The 23,476-nt window shown below is 68.7% G+C and carries 23 protein-coding genes and 1 tRNA gene; 5 read left to right on the top strand and 19 right to left on the bottom strand.

The features are described from left to right. Positions 1-22: 22 nt before the first annotated feature. Both BDD16_RS04760 and BDD16_RS04755 read right to left on the bottom strand, forming a co-directional pair. Positions 23-568 (bottom strand): lipoprotein insertase outer membrane protein LolB, encoded by a 546-nt coding sequence (locus BDD16_RS04760; RefSeq protein WP_180552410.1) that lies wholly within the window; start codon positions 566-568, stop codon positions 23-25. Further along, positions 565-2,457: a tetratricopeptide repeat protein gene (locus BDD16_RS04755; protein ID WP_179632887.1), complete on the bottom strand. Its 1,893-nt coding sequence runs from the start codon at positions 2,455-2,457 to the stop codon at positions 565-567. Before BDD16_RS04755 ends, BDD16_RS04760 begins: the two co-directional genes overlap by 4 nt. Before the next feature lie 74 nt (positions 2,458-2,531). On the opposite strand from BDD16_RS04755, the gene mutM reads away from it, so the two are divergent. The 3 genes from mutM to mutY are packed head-to-tail and all read left to right on the top strand — an operon-like array spanning position 2,532 to position 6,543. After that, the gene (gene mutM / locus BDD16_RS04750; protein ID WP_179632886.1) at positions 2,532-3,371 is read left to right on the top strand and encodes a bifunctional DNA-formamidopyrimidine glycosylase/DNA-(apurinic or apyrimidinic site) lyase; all 840 of its coding nucleotides are present in this window, start codon (positions 2,532-2,534) and stop codon (positions 3,369-3,371) included. Between the two features lie 59 nt (positions 3,372-3,430). Next, on the top strand, positions 3,431-5,512 hold the full coding sequence (locus BDD16_RS04745; RefSeq protein ID WP_179632885.1) for a dynamin family protein: 2,082 nt from the start codon (positions 3,431-3,433) through the stop codon (positions 5,510-5,512). Next, the gene (mutY, locus tag BDD16_RS04740) at positions 5,509-6,543 is read left to right on the top strand and encodes an A/G-specific adenine glycosylase (RefSeq protein WP_179632884.1); all 1,035 of its coding nucleotides are present in this window, start codon (positions 5,509-5,511) and stop codon (positions 6,541-6,543) included. The genes BDD16_RS04745 and mutY overlap by 4 nt, the downstream gene beginning before the upstream one ends. Here mutY and BDD16_RS04735 read toward each other — a convergent pair. Genes BDD16_RS04735 through BDD16_RS04720 form a run of 4 tightly spaced genes read right to left on the bottom strand, consistent with a single transcriptional unit; the run spans position 6,533 to position 10,753 of the window. Then, entirely contained in the window at positions 6,533-7,222 is a 690-nt protein-coding gene (locus tag BDD16_RS04735; protein WP_179632883.1) for an LON peptidase substrate-binding domain-containing protein, read from the bottom strand. The two genes, mutY and BDD16_RS04735, sit on opposite strands and share 11 nt — an antisense overlap. Further along, positions 7,219-8,148, bottom strand: a complete 930-nt coding sequence (gene rapZ, locus BDD16_RS04730; RefSeq protein ID WP_179632882.1) for an RNase adapter RapZ — start codon at positions 8,146-8,148, stop codon at positions 7,219-7,221. The genes BDD16_RS04735 and rapZ overlap by 4 nt, the downstream gene beginning before the upstream one ends. A 2-nt stretch (positions 8,149-8,150) precedes the next feature. After that, positions 8,151-9,863, bottom strand: coding sequence for a DNA repair protein RecN (gene recN, locus BDD16_RS04725; protein ID WP_179632881.1), 1,713 nt, complete (start codon positions 9,861-9,863; stop codon positions 8,151-8,153). Further along, positions 9,863-10,753: an NAD kinase gene (locus BDD16_RS04720; protein ID WP_179632880.1), complete on the bottom strand. Its 891-nt coding sequence runs from the start codon at positions 10,751-10,753 to the stop codon at positions 9,863-9,865. The genes recN and BDD16_RS04720 overlap by 1 nt, the downstream gene beginning before the upstream one ends. A gap of 83 nt (positions 10,754-10,836) precedes the next feature. Between BDD16_RS04720 and hrcA the strand changes: the two genes are divergently transcribed. After that, the gene (hrcA, locus tag BDD16_RS04715; RefSeq protein WP_179632879.1) at positions 10,837-11,862 is read left to right on the top strand and encodes a heat-inducible transcriptional repressor HrcA; all 1,026 of its coding nucleotides are present in this window, start codon (positions 10,837-10,839) and stop codon (positions 11,860-11,862) included. 53 nt (positions 11,863-11,915) lie between these two features. After that, positions 11,916-11,993: transfer RNA gene (locus BDD16_RS04710), tRNA-Ile, on the top strand. A 482-nt stretch (positions 11,994-12,475) separates the two neighbouring features. On the opposite strand, the gene BDD16_RS04705 is transcribed toward BDD16_RS04710, so the two are convergent. The 13 genes from BDD16_RS04705 to BDD16_RS04645 all read right to left on the bottom strand — a co-directional run bounded on the left by BDD16_RS04705 (position 12,476) and on the right by BDD16_RS04645 (position 23,441). Further along, positions 12,476-12,700, bottom strand: a complete 225-nt coding sequence (locus tag BDD16_RS04705; protein WP_179632878.1) for a hypothetical protein — start codon at positions 12,698-12,700, stop codon at positions 12,476-12,478. 76 nt (positions 12,701-12,776) lie between these two features. Further along, the gene (locus tag BDD16_RS04700; protein ID WP_179632877.1) at positions 12,777-13,730 is read right to left on the bottom strand and encodes a hypothetical protein; all 954 of its coding nucleotides are present in this window, start codon (positions 13,728-13,730) and stop codon (positions 12,777-12,779) included. 7 nt (positions 13,731-13,737) lie between these two features. Continuing rightward, entirely contained in the window at positions 13,738-14,277 is a 540-nt protein-coding gene (locus BDD16_RS04695; protein ID WP_179632876.1) for a hypothetical protein, read from the bottom strand. Positions 14,278-14,413: 136 nt separating this feature from the next. Further along, on the bottom strand, positions 14,414-15,493 hold the full coding sequence (locus BDD16_RS04690) for an IS5 family transposase (RefSeq protein WP_179632875.1): 1,080 nt from the start codon (positions 15,491-15,493) through the stop codon (positions 14,414-14,416). Between the two features lie 52 nt (positions 15,494-15,545). Continuing rightward, positions 15,546-16,100, bottom strand: coding sequence for a plasmid recombination protein (locus BDD16_RS04685; protein WP_179632874.1), 555 nt, complete (start codon positions 16,098-16,100; stop codon positions 15,546-15,548). 379 nt (positions 16,101-16,479) lie between these two features. Further along, positions 16,480-16,752 (bottom strand): hypothetical protein, encoded by a 273-nt coding sequence (locus BDD16_RS04680; protein ID WP_218897690.1) that lies wholly within the window; start codon positions 16,750-16,752, stop codon positions 16,480-16,482. Positions 16,753-16,821: 69 nt separating this feature from the next. Then, positions 16,822-17,790, bottom strand: coding sequence for a hypothetical protein (locus tag BDD16_RS04675; protein ID WP_179632873.1), 969 nt, complete (start codon positions 17,788-17,790; stop codon positions 16,822-16,824). 103 nt (positions 17,791-17,893) lie between these two features. Next, complete coding sequence (locus BDD16_RS04670) at positions 17,894-18,178, bottom strand: helix-turn-helix domain-containing protein (RefSeq protein WP_179632872.1); 285 nt, start codon at positions 18,176-18,178, stop codon at positions 17,894-17,896. Next, positions 18,175-18,453 (bottom strand): type II toxin-antitoxin system RelE/ParE family toxin, encoded by a 279-nt coding sequence (locus BDD16_RS04665; protein ID WP_246332467.1) that lies wholly within the window; start codon positions 18,451-18,453, stop codon positions 18,175-18,177. The genes BDD16_RS04670 and BDD16_RS04665 overlap by 4 nt, the downstream gene beginning before the upstream one ends. Positions 18,454-18,518: 65 nt before the next feature. After that, complete coding sequence (locus tag BDD16_RS04660) at positions 18,519-19,832, bottom strand: tyrosine-type recombinase/integrase (protein ID WP_179632870.1); 1,314 nt, start codon at positions 19,830-19,832, stop codon at positions 18,519-18,521. A gap of 201 nt (positions 19,833-20,033) precedes the next feature. Beyond that, complete coding sequence (locus BDD16_RS04655) at positions 20,034-21,365, bottom strand: sensor domain-containing diguanylate cyclase (RefSeq protein ID WP_179632869.1); 1,332 nt, start codon at positions 21,363-21,365, stop codon at positions 20,034-20,036. A 5-nt stretch (positions 21,366-21,370) separates the two neighbouring features. Further along, complete coding sequence (locus BDD16_RS04650; RefSeq protein ID WP_179632868.1) at positions 21,371-21,769, bottom strand: phosphonate transporter; 399 nt, start codon at positions 21,767-21,769, stop codon at positions 21,371-21,373. Between the two features lie 106 nt (positions 21,770-21,875). Beyond that, positions 21,876-23,441 (bottom strand): UxaA family hydrolase, encoded by a 1,566-nt coding sequence (locus tag BDD16_RS04645; protein ID WP_246332466.1) that lies wholly within the window; start codon positions 23,439-23,441, stop codon positions 21,876-21,878. Positions 23,442-23,476: the final 35 nt, after the last annotated feature.

Genomic DNA, 23,476 nt, shown 5'->3' with positions numbered 1-23,476 from the left:
GAAGCTGCGAAGGGGGGGTGGTTCAGGGGGGATCGAGCTTGATGCGCACGGTCAGCGTGGGGGCGGGCAGTCGCCGTTGCGCCACGATCACGCCATCGCTGATGCGGGCGGTCTGGACGTTCCAGCCAAGTTGCCGGAAACCGGTTCCGCCCTCGGTGTCCGACAGCGGCCGGCTTGGCATGGCCTGCCACGGCCGACCGGCCATCCAGTCGAACAGGGCGGCCAGCGGCACGGCCTCGCCCAGCATGTCTTCGGCGAGGGCGTCCAGGTTGTCGAATCGGCGTTCGCCATCCGCGCTCTGCCACAGCACCGAACCCGGTTGCCAGACCGCACGGCCCACCTGGGTCCCGATGGGACTGATCAGGGCGAGTTGCCCGCGGACATCGCTGCCCTGCAGATCGAAGCCGGCACTGAACGAGCGCGCGTCATCGCCTTCGACCTTCACGGCCAGCCGGCCGGCGTAGCTGCGTGCGAGCGGATCCGGCGCGGCGGCGGGCGGCGTGACCGTCGCACAGCCGGCCAGGGTCGCCAGCACCAGGACGGCGGCGAGCAACGGGCGTCGTGTCACAGCGCCACCTTCAGGCGCTTGAGGGTCTCGACCAGCACTTCATTGCCGGCATCCCGGGTGCGCGCTTCGCGCCAGACCTTGCGGGCATCGTCCTGGCGGCCCATCGTCCACAGCACCTCGCCCAGGTGGGCGCCGATCTCCACGTCCGGCCGTTGCCGATAGGCGTCGCCCAGCAGGCGGGCAGCTTCTTCCGCACGGCCCAGGCGGAACTCGACCCAGCCCAGACTGTCGGTGATGAACGGGTCGCCGGGGGTGAAGGAGAGGGCCTTCTCGATCAGCGTGCGGGCTTCGGGCAGGCGCACGTTCCGATCGGCCAGGCTGTAGCCGAGGGCGTTGTAGGCGTGCTGCTGGTCGGGCTTGAGCTGGATGACGCGGCGCAGCAGCGTTTCCATCTCGTCGAAACGCAGCAGCTTTTCGGCCAGCAGGGCCTGTTCGTAGAGCAGGTCGGTGTCGTCGGGGATCTGGGTGTTGGCCTGCGCCAGCAGCGTGTAGGCCGTGGTCCACTCCCTGGCGTCGCGCAGCAGCTGGGCTTCGGCCATGAAGCGGGTGCGTTTTTCTTCCACCGTGCCCGTCGGCATCTGCTGGAGCAGGGCGCGCGCCTGTGGCAGCTGGCCCTGGCGCATCAGCAGGGACGCACGGCGCTGCAGCACGCTGGGCACGTCGGCGGCGCTCGACCGGCTGGCCAGCTTCTCGAGCCAGACCAGGGCGCCGGGATAGTCCTGGAGCTGCTCGGCCGTCTGAGAAAGCATCAGGTAGGCCTGGGCCAGCTCCTGGTTCTCGCTGCGCTGCAGAACGGCCCGGGTCTCGCCGTCCGGCGGGTCCGCCATGTCGTCGCTGTCGCCCTCGCTGGCGATGGGCGGCGTCAGCACGGCTGCTGGTTCCGATTCCTTGAGCGACAGGAACTGCTTCAGCGACGTCTGGGCCGCCGCGGGCTGGCCGAGTTCGATCTGCAGCGCGCCCTGCATCAGCCAGCCGGTGGCCAGCTCCGGTTCGCCGGTCGTGAGCTTGCGGACTTCCGCCAGCGCTTCGCCATAGCGCTGCGAGGTCGTGAGCCGCCGGACATAGGCTGCGCGCACGCTGCCGGCCGGTTTCGGGGACGCCAGGTAGTCGGTGACGAGCACTTCGGCCGCGGGCGTGTCCTTCATCAGCTCCAGCGCGATGAGCGCGGTGGGCTGGTAGCCGCGGTCGAGGTCATGGGCCTCGCGCGCCAGCGCCAGGCTGCGGTCGCGCTTGCCCGCGGTCAGCCACGCACCGGACGACGCGCCAAGGGCGGCGAGCCGGGTCGCCGGCCTGGCGCGCCAGGGCTTGAGCGCCTCTTCGATGGCCTGTGCGGCGTCTTCCGGCTTTTCGCCGCTGAGCACCAGCCGCGGCAGGCTGGCGATGGCGCCGGACTGCTCGGCCGCTGGCGTCAGCTCGATGAAGGTGTGCAGTGGCTCCCGGGCGTCCTGGTAGCGGCCGAGCGCCATCAGCATCTGGGTCTCGATCTCGGCGGCATCGCGCGATTTCGGCAGGTTCTGGCGCCAGGCCTTGAGGGCGACGACCGCCTGCTCGCCAGCGCGGGCGCTGATGGCGATGTCGACCGCGCGCCGGAACAGCGCTTCTTCCCGGCTGCGCTTGGCCGCTTCGAGCATCACCTGGAACGCCAGACCGGCGTCCCCCTGGCGCAGCTCCAGTTCGCTGACCAGCAGCTGGTAGAACAACACGCCGTCCATCGCCGAGCGGGTCACGGCCCCGGTGGCCGGCGGCGTCGCAGGCTGCGCCGTCTGGGCGATGCCCAGTGCGGGATTCAATCCGAGTGCGACCAGCAACGCGAGCCATCGCCGGGCAGGGCGGCGGGCGGACCGGGTGCGGTCCGCGCGGATGGGGCATGCGGCGTGGTGCTGTGGCATCGAGATGGGCTCCGTGGTGCAGGCCATTCTAGGCGGGCGCCGGGCGGGCGTTCGGGCGCTCCGATAATGCGGCCATGCCCGAGTTGCCTGAAGTCGAAATCACCCGCCTGAGTCTGACGGACCGCATCCAGGGCGCGCGCGTGCGCTCCGCCCGACTGGGCAAGCCGCTGCGCTGGCCACTGGGCGTGGCGCCCGAGGTGCTCGTGGGCCGGACCGTCGGGCCGCTGACGCGGCGTGGCAAGTACCTGTGGATGCCCCTGGCTCCGGCGCCGGGCGCGGCACCGGAGCCAGGGGGTGTGCTGCTGCACCTCGGCATGTCGGGATCGCTCCGCTTCGAGGCGAGCCTGCCGCCGCCGGGGCCGCACGACCACTTCGAGCTGGACACCGACCGCGGCCTGCTGCGGCTGACCGACCCGCGCCGCTTCGGCGCCGTGGTCTGGTCCGAAGGGCTGGACCGCGCGCCAGCGGCGACGCTGCTGGCCCGGCTCGGCGTCGAGCCGCTGGAGCGGGCGTTTTCCGCCTCGGTGCTGCACGAGGCGCTGCGCGGGCGGCGCGTGGCGATCAAGCAGGCGCTGCTCGCGGGCGACGTGGTGGTCGGCGTGGGCAACATCTACTGCTCCGAAGCGCTGTTCGAGGCGGGCATCGATCCGCAGACCCCCGCGCAGCAGCTCGGCCCCGAACGCTGCGCGCGTCTGGTGACCGCCGTGCAGGACGTCTTGCGCCGCGCGCTGGCCGCGGGCGGCTCGACACTGCGCGATTTCCGCGACGCGCACGGCATGGGCGGCGCCTTCCAGTCGCAGGCCTGTGTCTACGACCGGGCCGGCTTGCCCTGCCTGCGCTGCGGCACGCCCATCCGCCGCATCGTGCAAGGACAACGGGCCACCTATTTCTGTCCGGTCTGCCAGCGTTCCTGAGACAGGCGCTGCGCTACCATGCCCGCTGACCTTTTGCGGACGCAGGCAACGGCACAGCGATGAGCGAGCACCCCCACGATCTGAACAGCACCCCGCCGACCCTGGTCGAATCCGTGCTCGCCGAAGCGAGCAGCGGTTCGGTCCAGGAGCCGTTTGTCCGCAGCCTCGACGCACTCGGGGTCTGGCGTGTCACGCTGGAAGAGCGGGTGCGCGATCTGGTGCGCTTCCTGCGCGAGCAGGGTCTGCTGGACGAGGGCGCGGGTGACCTGCTGGACTCGCTGCGCCAGCGGCTGGCGAGCGAGAAGCTCGTGGTGGCCTTCGTCGCCGAGTTCTCGCGCGGCAAGTCCGAGCTGATCAACGCCATCTTCTTCGCCGACGCCGGCCGGCGCATCATGCCGGCCTCGCCGGGGCGCACGACGATGTGCCCGGTCGAGCTGGGCTGGGATCCGGAAGACCCCCCGGGCCTGTCGCTGCTGCCGATCGAGACGCGGCTGGACGGCGCCTCGCTGGCCGAGCTGCGCGGACAGCCGCGGCTCTGGCACCGCCAGTCCATCGACGTGTCCGACCCGGCGTCCTTCGCCCATGCGCTCAATGCCGTCAAGGGCGTGCGGGCCGCCACGGTCGACGAGGCCCGCCAGCTCGGGTTCTGGGACGACGAGCAGCCGGCCGACAACCCGCCGATGCTGGACGACGGCCAGGTCGAGATCCCGCTGTGGCGCCACGCCGTCATCAACGTGCCGCACCCGCTGCTCAAGCGCGGGCTGGTCGTGCTCGACACGCCGGGCCTGAACGCGATCGGCGCCGAGCCGGAGCTGACGGTGGGGCTGTTGCCGAGCGCGCACGTCGTCGTGTTCGTGCTGGGGGCGGACACGGGCGTGACCAAGTCCGATCTGGAGATCTGGCGCGACCACCTCGCCTCGCAGTCCCTGACCCGCTACGTGGTGCTGAACAAGATCGACGCGCTGGTCGACCCCCTGTCGTCCACCGAAGAGAACGAGGCCCAGATCACCCAGCAGTGCGTGCAGGTGTCGCGCACGCTGGAGATGCCGATGGGGCGGGTGTTTCCGCTGTCGGCGCGCCAGGCGCTGGAGGCGCGGGTCGAGGGCAATGCCCAGCTGCTTGCCGACAGCCGCCTGCTGGCGCTGGAGCAGGCGCTGGCGCAGGAGCTGCTGCCGCAGCGCCGCGCGGTGTTCGAGCAGCTCACGCTGGAAGCGCTGGCGGTGGTGCAGCAGCAGACCTCGCGCAACCTCACCGACCTGCGCCGCCACCTGACGGAGCAGCTGCACGAGCTGCGCGGCCTGCGTGGTCGCAACAGCGGCAAGGTGGCGCTCATGCTGCAGCGGGTCGGCGCCGAGACGGTCGAGTTCGAACGTTGCACGACGCAGATCCAGGCCCTGCGCACGGTGCATTCGCGCACGCTGCGCAGCGTGCTGAACGGCGTGTCCGGCGAGCCGCTGCGCGCGCTGGTGGACGGCATGGTCCGCTCGATCCGCGAGTCCTTCCTCAAGCTGGGCGCGCGGCGTTCGTTCGTGCAGCTCTTCGCCGATCTGCGGCTGGCGCTCGACACCGCGCAGAAGGATGCGCAGGACCTGCGCGACCTGCTGGCCGGCTCGTTTGCCCGCCTCAACGCCGAATACGGCTTCAGTCTGGCCACGCCCTCGGCGCCGGAGCTGTCGCGCTTCCGCGATGACCTGGCGCTGATCGAGCGCAACTACGTGCAGTACCTCGGCCTGAGCCAGGCGATGCGGCTGGCCCAGCCCCGCTTCCTGGAGCAGTTCCGCCGCATGCTGATGTCGCGGCTGCGCGTGGTGTTCGAGAGTGCAGCCAGCGAGATCGAGCTGTGGAGCCGCACGACGTCGGCCCAGGTGGATGCGCAGTTGCGCGAGCGCCGCAAGGCCTTCAAGCGCCGGCGCGAGTCGCTGGAGCGCATCCGCATGGCGGCCAGCGATCTGGAGGCCCGCCTGCTGGAGATCGAGGCGCAGGACCAGCGGCTGGCCTCGATCGAGGTGCGGCTGCATGCGCTGTTCGAACGCAGCCGCCGTGCCGCCACCCGCCACGAGATGGGGCTGGCCAGCGACTTCGGGCTGTTCCAGTCGCCCCCGCCGGCCGCCTTGCCGGCGCCGACCGCCACGTCGGCATGAGCCCGCTCGCCGACGCGCTGGTGGCCTGGCAGCGCACCCACGGCCGCCACGCGCTGCCGTGGCAGAACACCCGCGATCCCTACCGCGTCTGGCTGTCGGAGATCATGCTGCAGCAGACGCAGGTGGCGGCGGTGCTGCGCTACTACGCGCGCTTCCTGGAGCGTTTCCCGGATGTCGCCACGCTGGCCGCCGCGCCGCTGGACGACGTGCTGGCGCTGTGGAGTGGCCTGGGCTACTACAGCCGTGCCCGCAACCTGCACCGCTGCGCGCAGACCGTGGTGAACGTGCACGGCGGTGTCTTTCCACCGAGTGCCGCGGTGCTGGCCGAGCTGCCCGGCATCGGGCGCTCGACCGCGGCCGCGATCGCGGCGTTCTGCCACGAGGAGCGGGTCTCCATCCTCGACGGCAACGTCAAGCGCGTGCTGACCCGCGTGCTGGCCTTCGACGGCGATCTGGCCCAGCAGGCGCAGGAGCGTGTCCTGTGGCAGCACGCCGCTGCGCTGCTGCCCGCCGACCGCACCGACATGCCGGCCTACACGCAGGGCCTGATGGACCTCGGGGCCACCGTCTGCGCGCTGCGCCAGCCGGACTGCCTGCTCTGCCCGCTGTCGGGGCTGTGTGCCGCGCGCGCATCGGGCCGGATGACCGACTACCCGGTGCGCACCCGCAAGCTCAAGCGTTCGCGCCGCGAGAACTGGTGTCTCTGGCTGCAGACCGCCGATGCGGTGTGGCTGCAGCAGCGCCCGGACAGCGGCATCTGGGCCGGGCTGTGGTCGCTGCCGCTGTTCGACGATGCCGAGGCGCTGCGGGCGGCAGCGGGGGCTGCAGCGGCGCGCGTGGTCGCGCTGCCCGGCTTCGTCCATGTGCTCACCCACCTCGACTGGACACTGCACCCGCACCGGCTCGACCTCGCCACGCCCGAGGCCGGCGTGGTGGCGGCCGGTCTGGGCGACGGGCGCTGGTGGCCGCTGGACCAGCTCGACCGCATCGGACTGCCGGCACCCTTCAGCCGGCTGCTGCTCAGTCGCTGATGATGCCGTGGCGGCGCAGGAAGCCGTCCACCAGTTGCAGCCGCGCGTGCGGGTCCGGCAGCATCATCAGCTTGTGGCGGGTTGGCAGCGGAATCGGCAGGATCTCGCACCAGCGGTTGGCCACCCAGCCGGCATCGTCCAGCGCATGCGGGGCCAGGAAGGGCGTCTGGTCGCGCACCTGCAAGGTGTCGATGGCCCGCTGCAAGGCGGTGATGCTGGCCTGAAACTCGGTTCGCGGCGGCTCGACCGGGTCGGCTGCCTGCAGCACGGCGTCCGCGCGCCACAGGCCGTCGGGGGCCTGGTGCACCTGCGAGACCGTGAAACGCTGCAGGCCGCGGCAGCGGATCTGCAGGATGCCGGCCTGGGGGCTGTCGCAGTCGATCACCTCGGCCAGGCAGCCTTCATGCTCGAAGCGCACCGGCGCCTCGGCCGCCCCCTGGATTTCGGTCCCCTGGCGCAGCGTCACGACGCCGAAGGGCGCGCCGCTGCGCAGGCAGTGCGTGATCAGGTCGAGGTAACGCGCCTCGAAGATCTTCAGCGCCAGCAGGCCTTGCGGAAACAGCACCGTGCCGAGCGGAAACAGCGGCAGGTGCGGCAGGAGGTCACCGAAGGCCCCGCGCACTGCGGCTGCCGAAGGCGGGCTGCGCACAGGGCGTTCGGGGGCGGGTGGCTGGGTCATTGGTGTGCCGCGGCTTCGCGGGCCTCGATCTCGCGGTGCCGGATCAGCGTCGGGATGCGCTCGCGGAAACGTGCGGCGAGCTGCTCGGCCGAGTACACCGAGCGGTGCTGCCCGCCGGTGCAGCCGATCGCCACCGTCAGGTAGCTGCGCTGGTCCTGCTCGTAGGCGGGCAGCCAGCGGGCGAGGAAACCTTCGATCTGCGCCAGCATCTCGGCCACCTCGGGCTGGGCGCGCAGGAAGTCGATCACGCCGGCGTCGCGGCCGTTCAGCGCGCGCAACTCGCGCACGTAATGCGGGTTCGGCAGCACGCGCAGGTCGAACACCAGATCGGCGTCCCGCGGCACGCCGTGCTTGAAGGCAAACGACTCGAACACCAGCGTCAGCGACGAATGCGCCGCGCCGACGAGCTGCCGCACCCACGAGCGCAGCTGCGTCGGGCGCAGGTCGCTGGTGTCGATCACGGTGCTGATCTCGCGCAGCAGGCTGAGCATCTCGCGCTCGCGTTCGATGGCCTCGCCGAGCGCCGTGCGGGACAGACCGTTGTCGTCGTCCTCGGCCGACAGCGGGTGGCGGCGGCGCGTCTCGGAGAAGCGCCGCACCAGCGTCTCGGTGCGCGAATCCAGGAAGATCGGCAGCACGGGCGTGCCTTCGCGGCGCAGTGCGTCGATCACCGGCAGCAGCTTGGGCAGCGACGAGGCGGTGCGCACGTCGGCGGCGATGGCCAGGCGGCGGCTCGGGAACTTGCGCTCCAGCCGGATGAAGTCGTGCAGCAGCTCCGGCGGCAGGTTGTCCACGCAGAAGTAGCCCGCGTCTTCGAGGGCATTGAGTGCCACGGATTTTCCGGAGCCCGAGATGCCCGAGATCAGGACCACCGGCGGAACCTTCTCCGTCGCCGGGGTGGCAGGGCTGCTGTCGTTGATGTGCATGGTCAGGGAACGCGGTTGGTCTTGGAATTCTGGGAGCGGGAGTCCACGGCGGCGAGCATCTCACGGGCATGGGCCAGCCCGGCGTCCGAGCGGGCTTGTCCCCCCAGCATGCGGGCAATTTCGCCGATGCGCTCGCTGGTGTCCAGCGTCCGGATGTCGCTGCGGGTGCGGCCGCCCTCGCTGGCCTTGCTCACGAGCAGGTGCGTGTCGGCGCAGGCGGCGACCTGCGGCAGGTGCGTGACCGCCAGCACCTGCCGCTCGCGGCCCAGGCGGCGCATCAGCTGGCCGACCGTGTCCGCCACCGCGCCACCCACGCCCGAATCCACCTCGTCGAAGATCAGCGTGGCCGCGCCCGCGCCGCGCGCCTGGCGCTGCTGGCTGGTGGTGACAGCAATCGCCAGCGCGATCCGCGACAGCTCGCCGCCCGAGGCGACCTTGCCCAGCGGCCGCGGCGTGCTGCCCGCGTGGCCGGCGACGAGGAACTCGGCCGACTCCAGCCCGTGCGACTGCGGCTCCGGCAGCGGCTCCAGCGCGATCTCGAAACGCCCGCCCGCCATGCCCAGCGCCTGCATCGCGGCGGTGACGGCGGCGGCCAGCGTCGGCGCGGCCCGGTGGCGTGCGGCCGAGACCCGGCTGGCGGCGGCCAGATAACGCTGCCACGCCGCTTCGGCCTGCTGCTGCAGGGCATCGAGGTCGGCGGTGGCATCGATTTTCTGCAGCTGCGCGCGCCACTGCGCCAGCACCGCCGGCAGCTCTTCTGGCATGCGCCGGTAGCGCCGCGCCAGCCCGATCCAGGACGACAGCCGGGCGTCGAGTTCATCGAGCCGGTCGGGGTCGAGTTCGGTGCGGCGCAGCAGGGCGCTCAGGCTGTGGGCGGCGTCGGCGAGCTGGGCCTGCGCGCTCTGCAGCACCTCGATGACCTCCTGCAGCTCGGGCGCGTAGCCGCTGACTTCGCTGAGCGTGTCCAGCGCGCGGCCGGTGAGCGTGTCGGCGCTGGCCTCGCCCTCGCTGGTGGCCTCGATGGCGGTGCGCAGCGCGTCGAGGATGGCCTGTGCGTGCGCGAGCCGCTGGTGCTCGGCGTTCAGCTCGGCCCATTCGTGTTCGCCCGGCGCGAGCTTGTCGACCTCGCCGATCTGCCAGGCCAGCCGTTCGCGCTCCAGCGCCCGCTCGGCGCCTTGCTGGCGGGCGGTGTCGAGCCGGGCCTGCTGGACACGCCACTGCTGCCAGGCGTCGGCCATGTGCCGGGTGTCGATGGCCGCGTAGTCGTCGAGCAGCGCACGCACCGAGGCCGGCCGGGTCAGGCTCTGCCAGGCGTGCTGGCCGTGGATGTCCACCAGGTGTTCGCCGACCTCCTTGAGCTGGCCGACCGTCGCCGCGCTGCCGTTGATCCAGGCGCGGCTCTTGCCCTGCGCGTCCACCGTGCGGCGCAGCAGCAGGGTGGTCGGCGCGTCGTCCTGGGCCTCGAAGCCAGCTTCGTCCAGCCACGCGGTCAGCACGGCGGGAATCGGCTCGAACTCGGCGCTGATCTCGGCCCGCGTCTCGCCTTCGCGGACCACGCCGGCATCGCCCCGGCCGCCGAGCGCCAGTTGCAGCGCATCGATCAGGATGGACTTGCCGGCGCCCGTCTCGCCGGTCAGCACGGCGAAGCCGGGTTGAAACTCCACTTCCAGCCGGCTGACGATCACGAAGTGGCGCAGGGACAGCCGTCGCAGCATCAGTGGCCTCCGTCGCCGGGCACGACGCCTTCGTTCCAGTGCAGCTTGTGGCGCAGCGTGGCGTAGTAGTTCCAGCCGCGCGGGTGCAGGAAGCGCACGCGGTGTTCCGAGCGTTTCACGAGGATCTTGTCGCCGTGCAGCAGGCTGGCCAGCGACTGCATGTCGAAGTTCACCGAGGGCTCGCGCGCCGAGACGATCTCGATGCTGATCTCGCCCGCGTCGGGCAGCACGATCGGCCGGTTGGAGAGCATGTGCGGCGCGATCGGCACCATCAGCCAGCCGGCCACGCCCGGGTGCAGGATCGGCCCGCCCGCCGACAGCGCATACGCGGTCGAGCCGGTCGGCGAGGACACGATCAGCCCGTCGGCGCGGAAGTTGGCGACGAACTGGCCGTCCACCTCGACGCGCAGCTCCAGCATCGAGGTCGTGCCGCTGCGCAGCACCACGTCGTTCATCGCCACCGCCGTGTAGATCGCCTCGCCGCCGCGCACCACGCGGCCGTCGAGCATGGCGCGGTGTTCCTCCTCGTAGTCACCGGCCAGCATCGCGCGCAGCGCCTGCGTCACGCGGGCCACGGGGATGTCGGTGATGAAGCCCAGCCGGCCCTGGTTGATGCCCACCATCGGCACACCGTAACGCGCCAGCGTCCGCGCGATGCCGAGCATGGTGCCGTCGCCGCCGACCACGATGGCCAGGTCACAGTGCTGGCCCAGCTCGTCGGGGGTGAGCATCGGATAGCCGGTCAGGCCGGTGTTCAATGCGGTGTCCACCTCGATCGACACCTCCAGCCCACGCCGGGTGAGCAGGTGGGCGATCTCTTCCAGCAGCGGGCGCATGCCCTGGGCCTGGTACTTGCCGATGAGCGCGGCGTGTCGGAATCGGCTGGTCATGCAGAAATTACACCACAGGCGTTTGACAGTTCCCCGCGGGCTGAACCCACCCGGGTACTCCGGCGAACTCTACAATCGGTTGCATGATGGATGACCGCGCGAAGATGCTGTTGAAGACGCTCGTCGAGCGCTATATCGCCGATGGGCAGCCCGTGGGGTCGCGCACGCTGTCGAAGACCTCGGGGCTGGAGCTGTCGCCTGCCACGATCCGCAACGTGATGGCCGATCTGGAGGAACTCGGACTCATCGCCAGCCCGCACACCTCGGCTGGCCGCATCCCCACCGCACGCGGCTACCGTGTCTTCGTCGACACGATGCTCACCTCGCGCCCGGCGCAGCGCTTCGAGGATTCCTCGATGGCGCCGCTGATCGAGCCGCTGCAGCCCGACCAGCCCAAGCGTGTCATCGCCAGCGCGGCGCACCTGCTGTCCAACCTGTCGAGCTTCGTCGGCGTCATCACCGCGCCGCGCAAGACCAGCGTGTTCCGCCACATGGAGTTCTTGCGGCTGGGCGAACGCCGCGTGCTGCTGATCCTGGTCTCGCCGGACGGCGACGTGCAGAACCGCGTGCTCTTCACGGTGCACGACTACACCCAGAGCCAGCTGGTCGAGGCCACCAACTACCTCAATACCCACTACGCCGGCCGCAGCATCGAGGACGTGCGCGAGGGGCTGAAGCACGAGGTCGACGCCCTGCGCGGCGAGATCGCCACGCTGATGCAGGCGGCGGTGCAGGCCGGCAGCGAGGCCGCCAGCGACGACTCGGCCCGCGTCGTCGTCTCGGGCGAGCGCAAGCTGCTGCAGGTCAGCGACTTCGGCAGCGACCTCGGCTCGCTGCGCAAGATGTTCGACCTGTTCGAGCAGAAGACCCAGCTCATGCGCCTGCTCGACGGATCGAGCCGTGCCGAGGGCGTGCGCATCTACATCGGCGGCGAGAGCGGGCTGGTGCCGATCGAGGACCTGTCGGTGGTGTCGGCGCCCTATGAAGTCGACGGGCAGGTGGTCGGCACGCTGGGCGTGATCGGCCCGACGCGCATGGCCTATGACCGCATGATCCAGATCGTCGACATCACCTCGCGGCTGGTCGGCAACGCGCTCAGCCAGAAGTAGGGTGGGCGTAGGGTGAAAATGAAAAGACCCTACAATTGCGGTCCTTCTTCCGGGGGCCGCTAGCTCATGTTGGTTAGAGCAGCAGACTCATAATCTGTTGGTGCCGTGTTCGACTCACGGGCGGCCTACCAATCAAATCAAGGACTTAGGCGCGGTTCGGCGTCTGTCGCAGTCGGTGCGGTGCTTCCATGTAAGCGTCCATGTACGCACTTCTCCACGGTGGCCCTTCGGCGTGGCGCTTTCACCGCGTCAGCATCGCAGCACAGAAGGCAGCGCCAGCAGCGTCGGCATCTGCTCCCCCGTTTTGGGGAGCTGCTCCCCTGAACGGTGGCGCATGTCGGGGCATGGGTTTCCTACCTGCTGGTAGCAAAGGGGCCGGCTCGATTCGGCGTGGCATTCCCCCGACAAGGGGAGAACTTGACCTACCAGCAGGTAGGGCAGCTAGGAACACGGTACCGGGCCATGTTTCCCGATGCAAATACACGGGGCGTGAACCTCAGCGCCAGCAGAAGCGACAAGGCCAGCGCATCGGCTGGCCTCTTGGCGGTTACGTTTTTACCGTCTGACGCAACACGGGTGTTGCATCTCTGCTCGCCTGTATCGGCCTGTTAACTCAGACGCTTCCCCTCTTGCGTCGTCCGATGCCAGCGGCGGCCCGTAGCTCCTTCCTCTGCTGCGGCGTGGACTCACCGAACACCAGCTCTAGCAGCGCGTCCATTCGTTCGGCCTCTTCCTCTCGGTCAAAGCGCCGACACGGGGCATTCACGACGGGCAGCGCCAGCGGTTCGCCGGCCAGCGCGTTGACCATCTCACTCCAACGGCGGCCGGCTTCGGTCATCGTGCGAGCGCCTGGGCAATGGCTTCGACAATCCACCACGCAAGCGCGCAGCCGGTCAGGAGGGCGGTGATGTCGCTCATTGCAGCGTGTGCGTGTTGTCGCCGGCCACGCGCACAACGCCACCGATACCCAGCGCCTCCAGTTCGCGGGCATGCTCTTCCAGGTCGTCCGGGTCCGCGTCCAGTGCAGCGGCGATGGCCTCCAGGCTGTACAGCGGTTCCCCGTCATCGGTGCAGCGGTCAGGCTTCGGCATCTGAATTCCGCACTCAGCCAGCATCCGGCTACAGCAGCCGGGTTCCTTCAGGTTCACGGCTTTGATGACTGCATCCAGCGTGCGCGGGTCATCCTCCCCCAGCGTGTCCATGAGGGTGCGGGCCTCCTTGAAAGCCTCTCGAATGGCCTTCTGGTGCGGTGTCTCGGCGTGCAGCACGGCCCATGCATCCAGCGCGGTCAGGATGGCGCCTATCAGCTCATCGTCAAGCAGCCCGGTAGCAGCACCACGCAGGGCACGCACTCGCGCAGCCTGCACACGCTCCGGGTCTGCCAGCTCATCCGGGTTCATCGCATCGGCCAGCGTGCGCAGGCTGGCGGCGTAGGTGCTGGCGCTGAATGGCGCCATGCCCAGCGCCACGGCCAGCCCCGCCTCATCGTCAGCGGCCACGGCTTCGCGCAGGTCTTCCAGCAGGAAAGCGCGTTCCTCGGCATAGGTGCCCGTGCGTGCTGCGGCGTGGTCGGTCAGCGTCTGGTCAATCAGCGCGGCGAAGTCGTCACCGATAGTGCAGCCGGGCCGGGCGCAGGCCTGTAGAGCCTTCTGGATGGCTTGCCGGGCCTCTGCTTCGGTATTGCCGTGCAGGTCGGCTAGGCGGTCGCTGAACTGGCGCAGGTCGCAGGGCAGGCGCGGAATCACTGCCTCGAACTGTTCAATCGTCGGGCCGGCTTGCAGCAGGTCGCGGAGTTCGGTTTCGGTCACGTAGGCGTTCATGGTGTTGGCGGTAGCGGTCATGGCGTTTGCTTTCGGTGTGGTGTTCATGCGTGGGTCAGCACCAGCCCGAAAGGGTCGGCGTCAGCACGGCAGGCGGGCGGCGGTGGCGCCAGTTGTCGGCGGTCTTCGGTGCGGTAATGGCGCGGCAGCGAGCGAACAGGCGCCCGATGTTTTCCAGCCTTGCGGCGGTGTCCTGCGTGTCGCCTTGGGTGCCCGTTTTGCCCGCTTGGAGGGGCTTCGGGCATGGCGTCATCGGTGTGGCTGGCGTGGCCTCGAAAACAGGCGTTTGTGGCCCGTTTTCCGTGACGGCTTGGGTGAGGGGAAGCACTGCGCAATAAGGGGGTTGCCCTTTTTGGTGTGCATGGGGGTTGCCCGTTGCGACCGACAGACCCCCATGCACATCGACGGCACCGACCCCCATGCACACATCAGCCCGCTTCCAGTCGGCACCAGCTTTTCGGCTTAGTTCTGCGTCTCGGCTTGCGGCTCCTGCGGCAGTCCGCGCGCCCTTGCCCGTGGACAGCGCCAGCCGTTTCAATGGGTCAGCGGCTCGCCTGTTCGGTCGCAGTCCGAGGGTTGCGAAGACGTGCGCCATGGGGCACTTCTAGAAACCGGCCCTGCAGCCCTGAACCTGGTCTGAGCCTGCACAAATCCAGCTCAGACGAGCAGTGGATGACGGCGGCGAGCCCCTGTCCCCACCGTCGCGGTACCCCGCGACGGGGTTTTGCCCCTCACGCGGGCTGTGCGGACGGACCTGCGCTCTTGACCAGCCACACCAGCCTGCGTGCGTTGTAGGCCGCGCACTGCAGCGTGATCGCCAGCGCATTGCGCGCCAGCGTCATCGCCCGCACGCACTTGCCGCCCTGCTGGCTCAGCGCCGCAAAGACGTGCTCGACCCGCGCCCGCGTGCGGTTGATCGTCTTGTTGCGCTGCTTGAGTCGAACCTTGGCCGTCTGCCCTGGCTTGGCGCGACGTGCGATGCCGTCGGCCAGTCCGTGCTGCTGCAGCGTCTGGCGGTTGGCCGCGCTGTCGTAGCCCCGGTCGGCCAGCAGCCGCTTGCGCGTATTCGCCACCTGCAGCACGTCGGGCAGTTGCTGTCCGTCGTCGGCGTTGGCCGCCGTGATCTTCATCTGGCGGATCAGCTTGTAGCGTGCGTCCACGTTGCCGTGCAGCTTGTAGCCGTAGTACGACTTGCCGTGCTTTTGCGTCCAGCGCGCGTCCCGGTCGGTGTGCGCCAGGCGCTTCTTGCTCCAGCCCTCGGGCGCCTCCCCCTTGTTCAGCGCCTCGCGCTCCCGGGCGTTGGCCTGCGTGATCGGCGCCTGCACGATGCTGGCGTCCACGATCTGCCCGCCCCTCGGGATGAAGCCGTGCCGCTGCAACTGCTGGCTCAACGCCTCGAAAATCGCCCGGCCGCCCAGCCCGCCTTCGGCCAGCCGCTGCCGGAAGTTCCACAGCGTGCGTGCGTCCGGAATGTTCAGCGCGCCGTCCAGCCGGCAGAAGCGCTGGAAGCTCAGCCTGTCCAGCACCTGGTGCTCGCACTGCTCGTCCGACAGGTTGTACAGCCCCTGCAGGAACACCATGCGCACCAGCGCCTCGGTCGGGTACGGCGGGCGTCCGCCCTTGCTGCGGTCAGCGCGAGGGCAGGCCTTGTCCACCGCCGAGGCCATCGCTGCGAAGTCGATCAGTTCGTCCATCGCCGCCAGCGTCTGCACGTAGCCCTCCAGCTTGGCCTTGCGCTGCTGCACCACGAACAGGTCGTCCGCGGCCTCCTCAGGAAAGAAGCTCGATGGCTTGGTGCGGGGTGTGATCATGGGGCGGCATCTTGCCGCAGCGCGCGGCTCAGGTGGCGGTCAGGGTCGGTTTCTAGAAGTGCCCCATGAACTCGCGTCGCTGGCGCTGCAGCAGGTTGACGCCTGACGTGAGCGTGTTCCCGGCCAGTCTTCCATCGGCCACGGCCAAAGCAATGATGTGCATGTGTGCCCGTTTCTGGTCGCGATGGACCACAGCACTGACGACGTGTTGATAACGGCCATCTACCCAGCGGAGGCACTCAGACCAGAACGCGGACGTGTCGTGTCCGTCAGGCGGTTGAAACATCAGCTCGATACCGGCGATGGCGTCCGCACGAGCCGGGACAATGCCCAGCTCATCGAAGGCATTGCGCACCAGTTCCACGGCTACGGGCAGGCTCGCAGGACCCCGCAAAACCTCGTTTAAGCCCCTGCGCGTCGGGTCAATGGGGCTACGGTGGCGGTGCGCCTCGTTGCCTTCCCGCAGGTTGTGCGACAGACAGACCGGCAGCACCTCGCCGAAGTCGGCGGCGCGTCGAACGGTCTTGACGTTCAGCGCCTTGCCTGCGAACCACAGGCCGGCTCTCCATTCGTCGGGGTTCATCGCCTTGTCGGCGCCGGCGGTCATTTCCGGCCACCTTTCAGCATCTTGCGCGCAATCGGAATGTCTTTCCTCGATAGCCCGTAGCTGGTGATTGTTCTACCTGGGCAGGCTATCGTCGGCGCCGGAATTTCTCGGTTATTGAAACCCCATCCGTGCAGGTGGTGCAACTGCCAAACATGAGCGGACAAGCGCCAAGAGCCTGTTTTTATTTCCCACTCAGGGCATGTGGAACGGTCACCCGCTGCGAAGTATTCCAACGCTTTGCGGGGCTGGGTTCCCGGATTCGGCAGACTGCGCGGCGCCTCTGCGGCACCCCCGAAAAGGTCCGTCTGAATCTCTTGCCGGGTATCCTTGCGGCTCGTCTGCGCGCTCGGCTTTCCATTCGTGGGGGTCGGGCGCTTCTTCATTGCGCCACCTCCAGACCCAGCACGCGGCTAATTTCAGCCACAGGCCAAAGCAGGCCACTGCATCCGGGGATGCGATGCGGGCGGATAACTCCCGTCTCGAAACATGCGTGAGCGCGCAGCGTCTGCGGGCGCAGATTCAGATGGTGCGCGGCCTCTTCGGTGGTGATATGGGTCCGGGTTTCCAGCGCCAGCGGCGTGAAGGTCCGGGGAATCGAGCGGTCGCGGGGGCGACGGCCTCGGGGTTTTGCGGTAGCGGTATCAGCTTGCATGAACATCTTCCAACGGGGAAAGATGCTCAATGTCTCGACGGGCTACCCTATCCCGTCAACGTCTCCCGTTCATCGGGATAGTCTCCCGTTGCGCCCTACCTCGCGCATAACCGCGCTCACAAGGTCTTGCCGCACCCCATCCTTGGTGCTCATCGGCCTGCCTGCGGCCTGTTCACGCGCTGTCAGCCTTGCGAGCGCGCCACGCCTCCCCCCCCGCACCTGTCCGTGCCGTTTCTCCCTGTCGGTCACTATGAATTCCGCCCCATCGGCGCGCAGTTCGCGCAAGCGCCGGTCTTGCCTCTCTTGCGTGGTTTCATCGGGGTCTGCAACCGGGGCCGCCACACGCTCAGGAACGGCCACGGCGGGCGCGCTGGCGCTTGGTGCAGGGGTAGATGCATCCACGGCAACGGATGGCGCTACTGGCTCAGGAATGCGGTGCAGATGCCCGATACGCTCAAGCCATGCGTTCAGCTCTTTCCTGCTTGTCGTTTCGCCATACAGACCGAAATGCCCCGCATACTCGCCCGGCTCGATTCTCAGTCCGCCATGGTCGTTGAAAACCAGCCTGCCCGCTTCCACTTCTCTGCACAGCCATTGAAGAGGGTCAATCCTGAATGGCCCGTGAGTTTTTCCGGTCGGCGGCGGTTGAATGCCGTAACGCTCAAGAAGGCCGACAGCCTCGAAAACAGTTAGCCTATCTGGCGGGCTAATGATGCGCCTGAATTTCTGTATGGCATTCTCGACCGTTATTACGTCATCGGATGATGATGAACGCAAAACCACTTCGCTACAGGGAGGGAGGCCTAGTAACTCCTTCGGTATATCCTGCGCGAATGCGGTAATTTCAAACCTCGGCAGCGAATGAATCCGCCCTATCTCTTCGGGCGTATAGGCGCCATCAATCAAACGAAAAAGGTTAAGCCTTAGACGGTCCGCTTCAGGTATTTCAAGATATGCGGAAGGGCGCGCCTCCTGCCAAACCTTTTCCCCTGTCTGTTCATCAACCCGCTCAACAACGAGAACCGGCTTTATATCCATCATTGCGTACCTCTACGCGCCTCGTTTAAGGTGCCACGGCAGGCGGGTGAGGTTGTCCCGCTTTTCGGTCCGGTTTCGACGCGGGCCTATCCGTGGCAGAAACTCAGGCGGGCGCGCGCTCGATGCGCACCACAGCCCGGCACCCAAGCGCCTGGGCGTACCGCTGCACCGTGCGCAGGGACGGCGGGCGCCTGCCGCTTTCCATGCGGGCAATCGTGCTTTGCGTCGTGCCCATGCGTTCGGCTACCTGCTGTTGCGTCAAGCCAGCGCGGGCACGGGCGGCCACCAGTTCGCGGGCCGTCTCGAACTCGGGCGCCAGTGCGTCATAGGCTGCACGGGTTGCAGGGTCGGCCAGCAGTTCGGCCTTGATGTCGTTCAGGGTCTTCATGGGGCGTTCTCCAGTCGTTTGCGGGCGGCGTCCAGTGCCTTGCGGGGTGTGGTCTGGGTCTTCTTGACGAACACATGCAACACCAGCAGGCGCCGGCCATGCATTGCCACGTACACGGCGCGGGCGATGCCGTCACGCCCCTGCATCCGCATCTCCCACAGCTTGCCTTCCAGCGGGCGAACGTGGGGCAACCCGACTTGATGCGGGCCGAACTCCTGCAGCATGTCGGCAATGCGCAGGAAGCGGGCGCGCATGTCGTCAGGCAGCGCCAGCAACTCGGGCTCCGCTTCGGGGTGAAGTGCAACAGTCCACATGGCTAAATTATGCTCTTTTTGCTATGTTACTGCACAGCGCGCAGGCGGGCGGGTTCCTCGCTGGCGCTGGGTTGCTCGATGCCGGCCTGTTCCAGCATCCACGCCTCGGCGCGGGTGTGCCACATGCGCAGCAGGTCCAGCGGGCGGCGGCGGTAGTGCTTCTCTGCCGTGGCGCTCGGCTTGTGCCCCTGAATCTGCGCTACGACACCGGCAGGCATCTCGACCCACTCGCACAGCGTGCCGAACGAACGGCGCAGGCCATGAATCGTCAGGTGTGGCAAACCCGCAGCAGATAGGGCGCGTTCGTGCGCCTCTCGGGGGTCTTGAATGCGGCCATCGGCAGCGGTCGGACTACTGAAAACCCATTGATTGCGACGGGGCAGGGCGGCCAGCAATTGCGAAACGAGGGGCGTTAGCGGGATTGTGCGGATGCCTTCCACCTTGTCGCGGATGCTCAGGGAACCCCAGCGGAAATCCACGTCATCCCAGCGCAACCCGGCCAGCTCTTCGCGGCGTGCGCCAGTCAGTAGGGCGGTTTGCAGGAACGCAGCCGGCACCGGGTTCGACAGCCTGCGCACGGCCTCGAACCACAGGGGGAGCTGTTCGCGCTGTAGGCAATCGTCCTTTGTGCCCACCTCCGGGACCAGCTCCCGCACGCGGCGCGGCTTGTGGGCTTCTGCCTGGGCGATGGCGCCGAACTCGGGATGCTCCCCGCACCAGCGCAGGAACGCGGCCAACTGCCTGAACGCCAGCGCGGCCACAGCAGGGCGTGCAGGGGCTTCGGCGGTCATCCATGCGGCGATGGTGTCGGCGTCAATCAGCGCCAGCGGACGGGCCAGCAGGGGGCGCAGGATGCCGGCTTGCAGGGTCTTGACCTTGGCACGGGTGCGCGGCTCTCCACCGGCTTGCACCATCACGGCATGGTTTCGGGCGTGGCGTTCGCTCCAGTGCGAAGCGCGGGCGGTGCAGTAGGTGCCCCACGCCTCAAGCCCCGTGACTTGCTGGCGCTGGCGTTCTACCTTGGCTTCCGCACGGTCGGCGGTGTCGGTGGCGATGGTGGCGGCCTTCGCGGCTCGCGGGTCGGCGCCCTTGTCCACCAGCGTCTGTAATCGGCGGGCCTCGGTGCGAGCTTCGGGGATGCTCCACGCTTCCGGCTTGCCTATGGTCATCCGCAGTACCGCGCCATTCAGCCGTGATTGGAAGATGAACGCCTTATCCCCGGCAGCAGTCACCCTCAGCGCCAGACCGGGCGCGGCGTCATCCCAGACGAATGCCTGAGCTTTCCCGTCCGGGCATGTAGCCGATGCAATGCGGCCGGCAGTGAGTCTGATTCGAGCCATCCTGAGTCCATGTAAGCGCCTATGTAAGCACCATTCTTGCACACGGATAAACGCCACTCAACGCGAGAACGTTTGCAAGTCATTGATTCACATGGTCTGCGGTATGGCTGGCGGGTATCTTCGGGGCTGGGTTTTGCTATGGCCTGCAGACTCATAATCTGTTGGTGCCGTGTTCGACTCACGGGCGGCCTACCAATCCAATCAAGGACTTGCAAGCGATTCGTCTGGCAGTTCCGGTGCCAGTCCGCACACCCGGTTGCGCCCCGCCGCCTTGGCGGCATAGAGCGCCTGGTCCGCCCGCTGCATCAGCGTGTTCAGGTCACCGCCGCAGTCGGCCATGGTCGCGATGCCGGCGCTGACCGTGCAGACCACCTCGCCCGCGGCCGTGCTGGCCGGGGACGCCGCCAGCTTGCGGCAGAAACGCTCGGCCACGGTGTGGGCGCCCTGGAGATCGGTCGACGGCAGCAGCACCGCAAATTCCTCGCCGCCGATGCGGGCGACCACGTCCACCTCGCGGAACGAGGCGCGCAGCGTGCTGGCGATGTGGCACAGCACCGCGTCACCGGCCGGGTGGCCCAGGGAGTCGTTGATGCGCTTGAAGTGGTCGGCGTCGAACAGCACCACCGACAGCGGCCGGGGGCGCTGCTTCACGCGCCGGGTCTCGCGCTCTGCGGCTTCGAAGAAGGCGCGGCGGTTGTGGATCCCGGTGAGGTAGTCGCAGACCGCTGCCTGCCGGACCTCGACGGCCGTGTCGCGGTGGTCGCTCAGGTCGCGCAGGATCAGGCAGTAGGCGGCATCGGCCGTGCGCCCGCCGCCGGCCGGTCGCAGCGGCGTGATCAGCATGCTGCCCCAGTAGCGGGTGCCGTCGGCGCGTGCGCGCCAGCCTTCATCCAGGCTGCAGCCGCTCTGGTCGGCTTCGCGAAGATGGTCCAGCACGCGCTCGGGCGTGATGCTGTCGGGCGGGTAGAACAGCGCCAGGGTCTGACCGTGCACGGCCTCGGGGCTGAAGCCGCTGATGCGCTGGATGCTGTCGTTCCACTCGACGACGCCCCCGCCGGGGTCCAGCGTGACCAGGGCGTAGTCCGTCACGCCGGAGAGGATGGCGCCGAGCCAGGCTTCCTGCTGCCGCAGCCGGTGTTCGCGGCGGACCTGCTCGGTCACGTCCTGCAGCAGGACCATGCAGTGTTCCGTGTCAATCCTGATCAGGCTGAACGACAGCAGACGCGCCTCGGATCTGGTGCCCTGGCCGATCTGCACCGGCAACTGCCGCCCGTCGCAGACCACGCCACTGGCGGGCGTGCCGGTGTCCAGCAGATCCTGCAGGTCGGGTGCGACCTCCCGCAAGGCCGTGAACAGGTTGTCCAGCGTGCCGTCGCGCGACAGGGGCATCAGCAGTTGCGCTGCCGTCGGGTTGACCATCACGATCTCGCCATCGCTGCGGACCTGCACCAGCCCGACCGGCGCCAGGTACACGAACTGCAGCAGCGCCTGGTGCTCCCGCTCCAGCTGCTGCAGGGCTTCCCGGGCGTCCATGGGCGTCAGACGCCGGTCTTGCGCTGGATCAGAACGAACCGGCGGGCTTCCCCCGGCCGCGCCAGCAGGCGCAACTGCACGCGCTGGGGACGCATGCGCAGGGTCAGCACGTAGTCGATGGTGGCGTCCAGTGGCAGGCCGTTCTCGGCGGCTTCCTCGAACCGATGGGCCACCATGAAGTTGTTCATGCAGATCGCGACCGCCGTGAACAGCGGCAGGCCGATCACCTTGTCGCGCGACAGCCCGGCCATGCGGGACTCGACGGCGTTGTAGTCCCGCACGATGGTGTCCACATCGAAGCCGATGACGCCGAACCCCAGGGCATCCAGGCCTTCACGGTCCAGCGGCAGCAGGGCATCCAGCAGGGCGTCCTGCGTGAAGTCGAGAGTGACCAGTGGCGGCATGGAGGGCTCCGTCGAGGTGCCGGAGCCATCTACCACGCGACTCCGACCAATTCCCGTTATCGGCCCTGGTCGGTCGCACTTGAAGCGATCCCCGCCCGCACAGCCCTCACATCACCGCCCCCAGCGACCACGGCACGAATTCGTTCTGGCCGTAGCCGTGGCGCTCGCTGGCGGTGCGCTCGCCCGACGCGGTGGCCAGCATCTGCCGGAAGATGCGCTCGCCCACCGCGTCGATGGTGGCCAGCCCTTCGACGATCGGGCCGCAGTCCAGGTCGATGTCCTCCTGCTGGCGCAGCCACAGCGCGGTGTTGGTCGAGAGTTTGAGCGAGGGCGCCGGTGCGCAGCCGTAGGCCGATCCGCGCCCGGTGGTGAAGCAGATCAGGTTCGCGCCGCCCGCGACCTGGCCGGTCGCGGACACCGGGTCGTAGCCGGGGGTGTCCATGTAGACCAGGCCCCGAGCGTGGACGGGCTCGGCGTACTCGAACACGTCCACGAGCGCCGAAGTCCCGCTCTTGGCGATGGCGCCGAGCGACTTTTCCAGGATGGTGGTCAGCCCGCCGGCCTTGTTGCCGGCCGAGGGGTTGTTGTCCATCTTCATGCCGTTGCGGGCGGTGTAGTCCTCCCACCAGCGGATGCGGGCGAGCAGCTTGTCGGCCACCTGGGTCGAGACGGCCCGGCGCAGCAGCAGGTGCTCGCCGCCGTAGATCTCGGGCGTCTCGGAGAGGATGGCGGTGCCGCCGTGTGCCACCAGCCGGTCCACGGCGGCACCGAGCGCCGGATTGGCGCTGATGCCGGAATAGCCGTCGGAGCCGCCGCACTGCAGCCCGACCGTCAGGTGGCGGGCCGGCACGGGTTCGCGCCGGACCGCGTTGGCCGGACCGAGCAGCGCCTGGATGGCGGCGACGCCGCGTGCCACGGTCCGTGCCGTGCCGCCCGAGTCCTGGATGCTGAAGGTCACCAGCCGGGTGCCTTCCTGCAGCGCCTCCTGGGCGACCAGGCCCTGGATCTGGTTCGTCTCGCAGCCCAGCCCGACGATCAGCACGGCGGCGAAGTTCGGGTGCCGCGCATACCCGCCCAGCGTGCGGCGCAGCACCTTCAGCGGTTCGCCGTCGCCATCGGTGGCGCAGCCGGTGCCGTGGGTCAGCGCCACCACGCCGTCGATGTTCGGGTAGTCGGCCAGCGCTTCGGGATGGATGTCGCGGCGGAAGTGGTCGGCAATGGCGCGGGCTGCCGTGGCCGAGCAGTTCACCGAGGTCAGCACGCCGATGTAGTTGCGCGTCGCCACCCGGCCATCGGCCCGGACGATGCCCTGGAAGGTGGCCGGCTCCTCGACGAACCGGGTCGGCCGGGCGTCGATGCCCACCTCGTGGTCACGGGTGAACTCGGCGTAGCGCAGGTTGTGGGTGTGGACATGCGCACCGGCCGCCACCGGCGCGCTGAGGTGGCCGATCACCTGGTTGTAGCGCCGCACTGGCGCGCCAGCCGGCAGGTCGCGCAGTGCCACCTTGTGGCCGGGCGGCACCATCCCGCGCACGACGACGCCGAGCGTGTCGAGCCGGGTGCCCGACAGCATCTGGCGCCGGGCAATGGCCACGTCATCGGCCGGGTGGATGCGCAGGGCCGCCTCGGTGGCGGGCACCGGCGCCGGGGTGGTGGCGGAGGGCTGGGGCATGTCTTGATTCATCCATTGGCAAATAATGTGTTCAT

The organism is Sphaerotilus montanus, assembly GCF_013410775.1.
Classification (GTDB): domain Bacteria; phylum Pseudomonadota; class Gammaproteobacteria; order Burkholderiales; family Burkholderiaceae_C; genus Sphaerotilus; species Sphaerotilus montanus.
Note: the sequence above shows the minus strand (reverse complement) of the source record. Positions and strands in the feature narration are given on the sequence as shown.

What these genes read in the sequence shown, in the direction of transcription:
- BDD16_RS04685 (WP_179632874.1), bottom strand. Translation starts at nt 16,100, where the DNA reads ATGACCGCCGGCGCCGACAAGGCGATGAACCCCGACGAATGGAGAGCC.
- rapZ (WP_179632882.1), bottom strand. Translation starts at nt 8,148, where the DNA reads ATGCACATCAACGACAGCAGCCCTGCCACCCCGGCGACGGAGAAGGTT.
- BDD16_RS04720 (WP_179632880.1), bottom strand. Translation starts at nt 10,753, where the DNA reads ATGACCAGCCGATTCCGACACGCCGCGCTCATCGGCAAGTACCAGGCC.
- BDD16_RS04670 (WP_179632872.1), bottom strand. Translation starts at nt 18,178, where the DNA reads ATGAAGACCCTGAACGACATCAAGGCCGAACTGCTGGCCGACCCTGCA.
- BDD16_RS04675 (WP_179632873.1), bottom strand. Translation starts at nt 17,790, where the DNA reads ATGGATATAAAGCCGGTTCTCGTTGTTGAGCGGGTTGATGAACAGACA.
- BDD16_RS04705 (WP_179632878.1), bottom strand. Translation starts at nt 12,700, where the DNA reads ATGACCGAAGCCGGCCGCCGTTGGAGTGAGATGGTCAACGCGCTGGCC.
- hrcA (WP_179632879.1), top strand. Translation starts at nt 10,837, where the DNA reads ATGATGGATGACCGCGCGAAGATGCTGTTGAAGACGCTCGTCGAGCGC.
- BDD16_RS04660 (WP_179632870.1), bottom strand. Translation starts at nt 19,832, where the DNA reads ATGGCTCGAATCAGACTCACTGCCGGCCGCATTGCATCGGCTACATGC.
- mutM (WP_179632886.1), top strand. Translation starts at nt 2,532, where the DNA reads ATGCCCGAGTTGCCTGAAGTCGAAATCACCCGCCTGAGTCTGACGGAC.
- BDD16_RS04735 (WP_179632883.1), bottom strand. Translation starts at nt 7,222, where the DNA reads ATGACCCAGCCACCCGCCCCCGAACGCCCTGTGCGCAGCCCGCCTTCG.
- recN (WP_179632881.1), bottom strand. Translation starts at nt 9,863, where the DNA reads ATGCTGCGACGGCTGTCCCTGCGCCACTTCGTGATCGTCAGCCGGCTG.
- mutY (WP_179632884.1), top strand. Translation starts at nt 5,509, where the DNA reads ATGAGCCCGCTCGCCGACGCGCTGGTGGCCTGGCAGCGCACCCACGGC.
- BDD16_RS04755 (WP_179632887.1), bottom strand. Translation starts at nt 2,457, where the DNA reads ATGCCACAGCACCACGCCGCATGCCCCATCCGCGCGGACCGCACCCGG.
- BDD16_RS04690 (WP_179632875.1), bottom strand. Translation starts at nt 15,493, where the DNA reads ATGATCACACCCCGCACCAAGCCATCGAGCTTCTTTCCTGAGGAGGCC.
- BDD16_RS04650 (WP_179632868.1), bottom strand. Translation starts at nt 21,769, where the DNA reads ATGCCGCCACTGGTCACTCTCGACTTCACGCAGGACGCCCTGCTGGAT.
- BDD16_RS04745 (WP_179632885.1), top strand. Translation starts at nt 3,431, where the DNA reads ATGAGCGAGCACCCCCACGATCTGAACAGCACCCCGCCGACCCTGGTC.
- BDD16_RS04695 (WP_179632876.1), bottom strand. Translation starts at nt 14,277, where the DNA reads ATGGCGCACGTCTTCGCAACCCTCGGACTGCGACCGAACAGGCGAGCC.
- BDD16_RS04655 (WP_179632869.1), bottom strand. Translation starts at nt 21,365, where the DNA reads ATGGACGCCCGGGAAGCCCTGCAGCAGCTGGAGCGGGAGCACCAGGCG.
- BDD16_RS04700 (WP_179632877.1), bottom strand. Translation starts at nt 13,730, where the DNA reads ATGAACACCACACCGAAAGCAAACGCCATGACCGCTACCGCCAACACC.
- BDD16_RS04645 (WP_246332466.1), bottom strand. Translation starts at nt 23,441, where the DNA reads ATGCCCCAGCCCTCCGCCACCACCCCGGCGCCGGTGCCCGCCACCGAG.
- BDD16_RS04680 (WP_218897690.1), bottom strand. Translation starts at nt 16,752, where the DNA reads ATGCAAGCTGATACCGCTACCGCAAAACCCCGAGGCCGTCGCCCCCGC.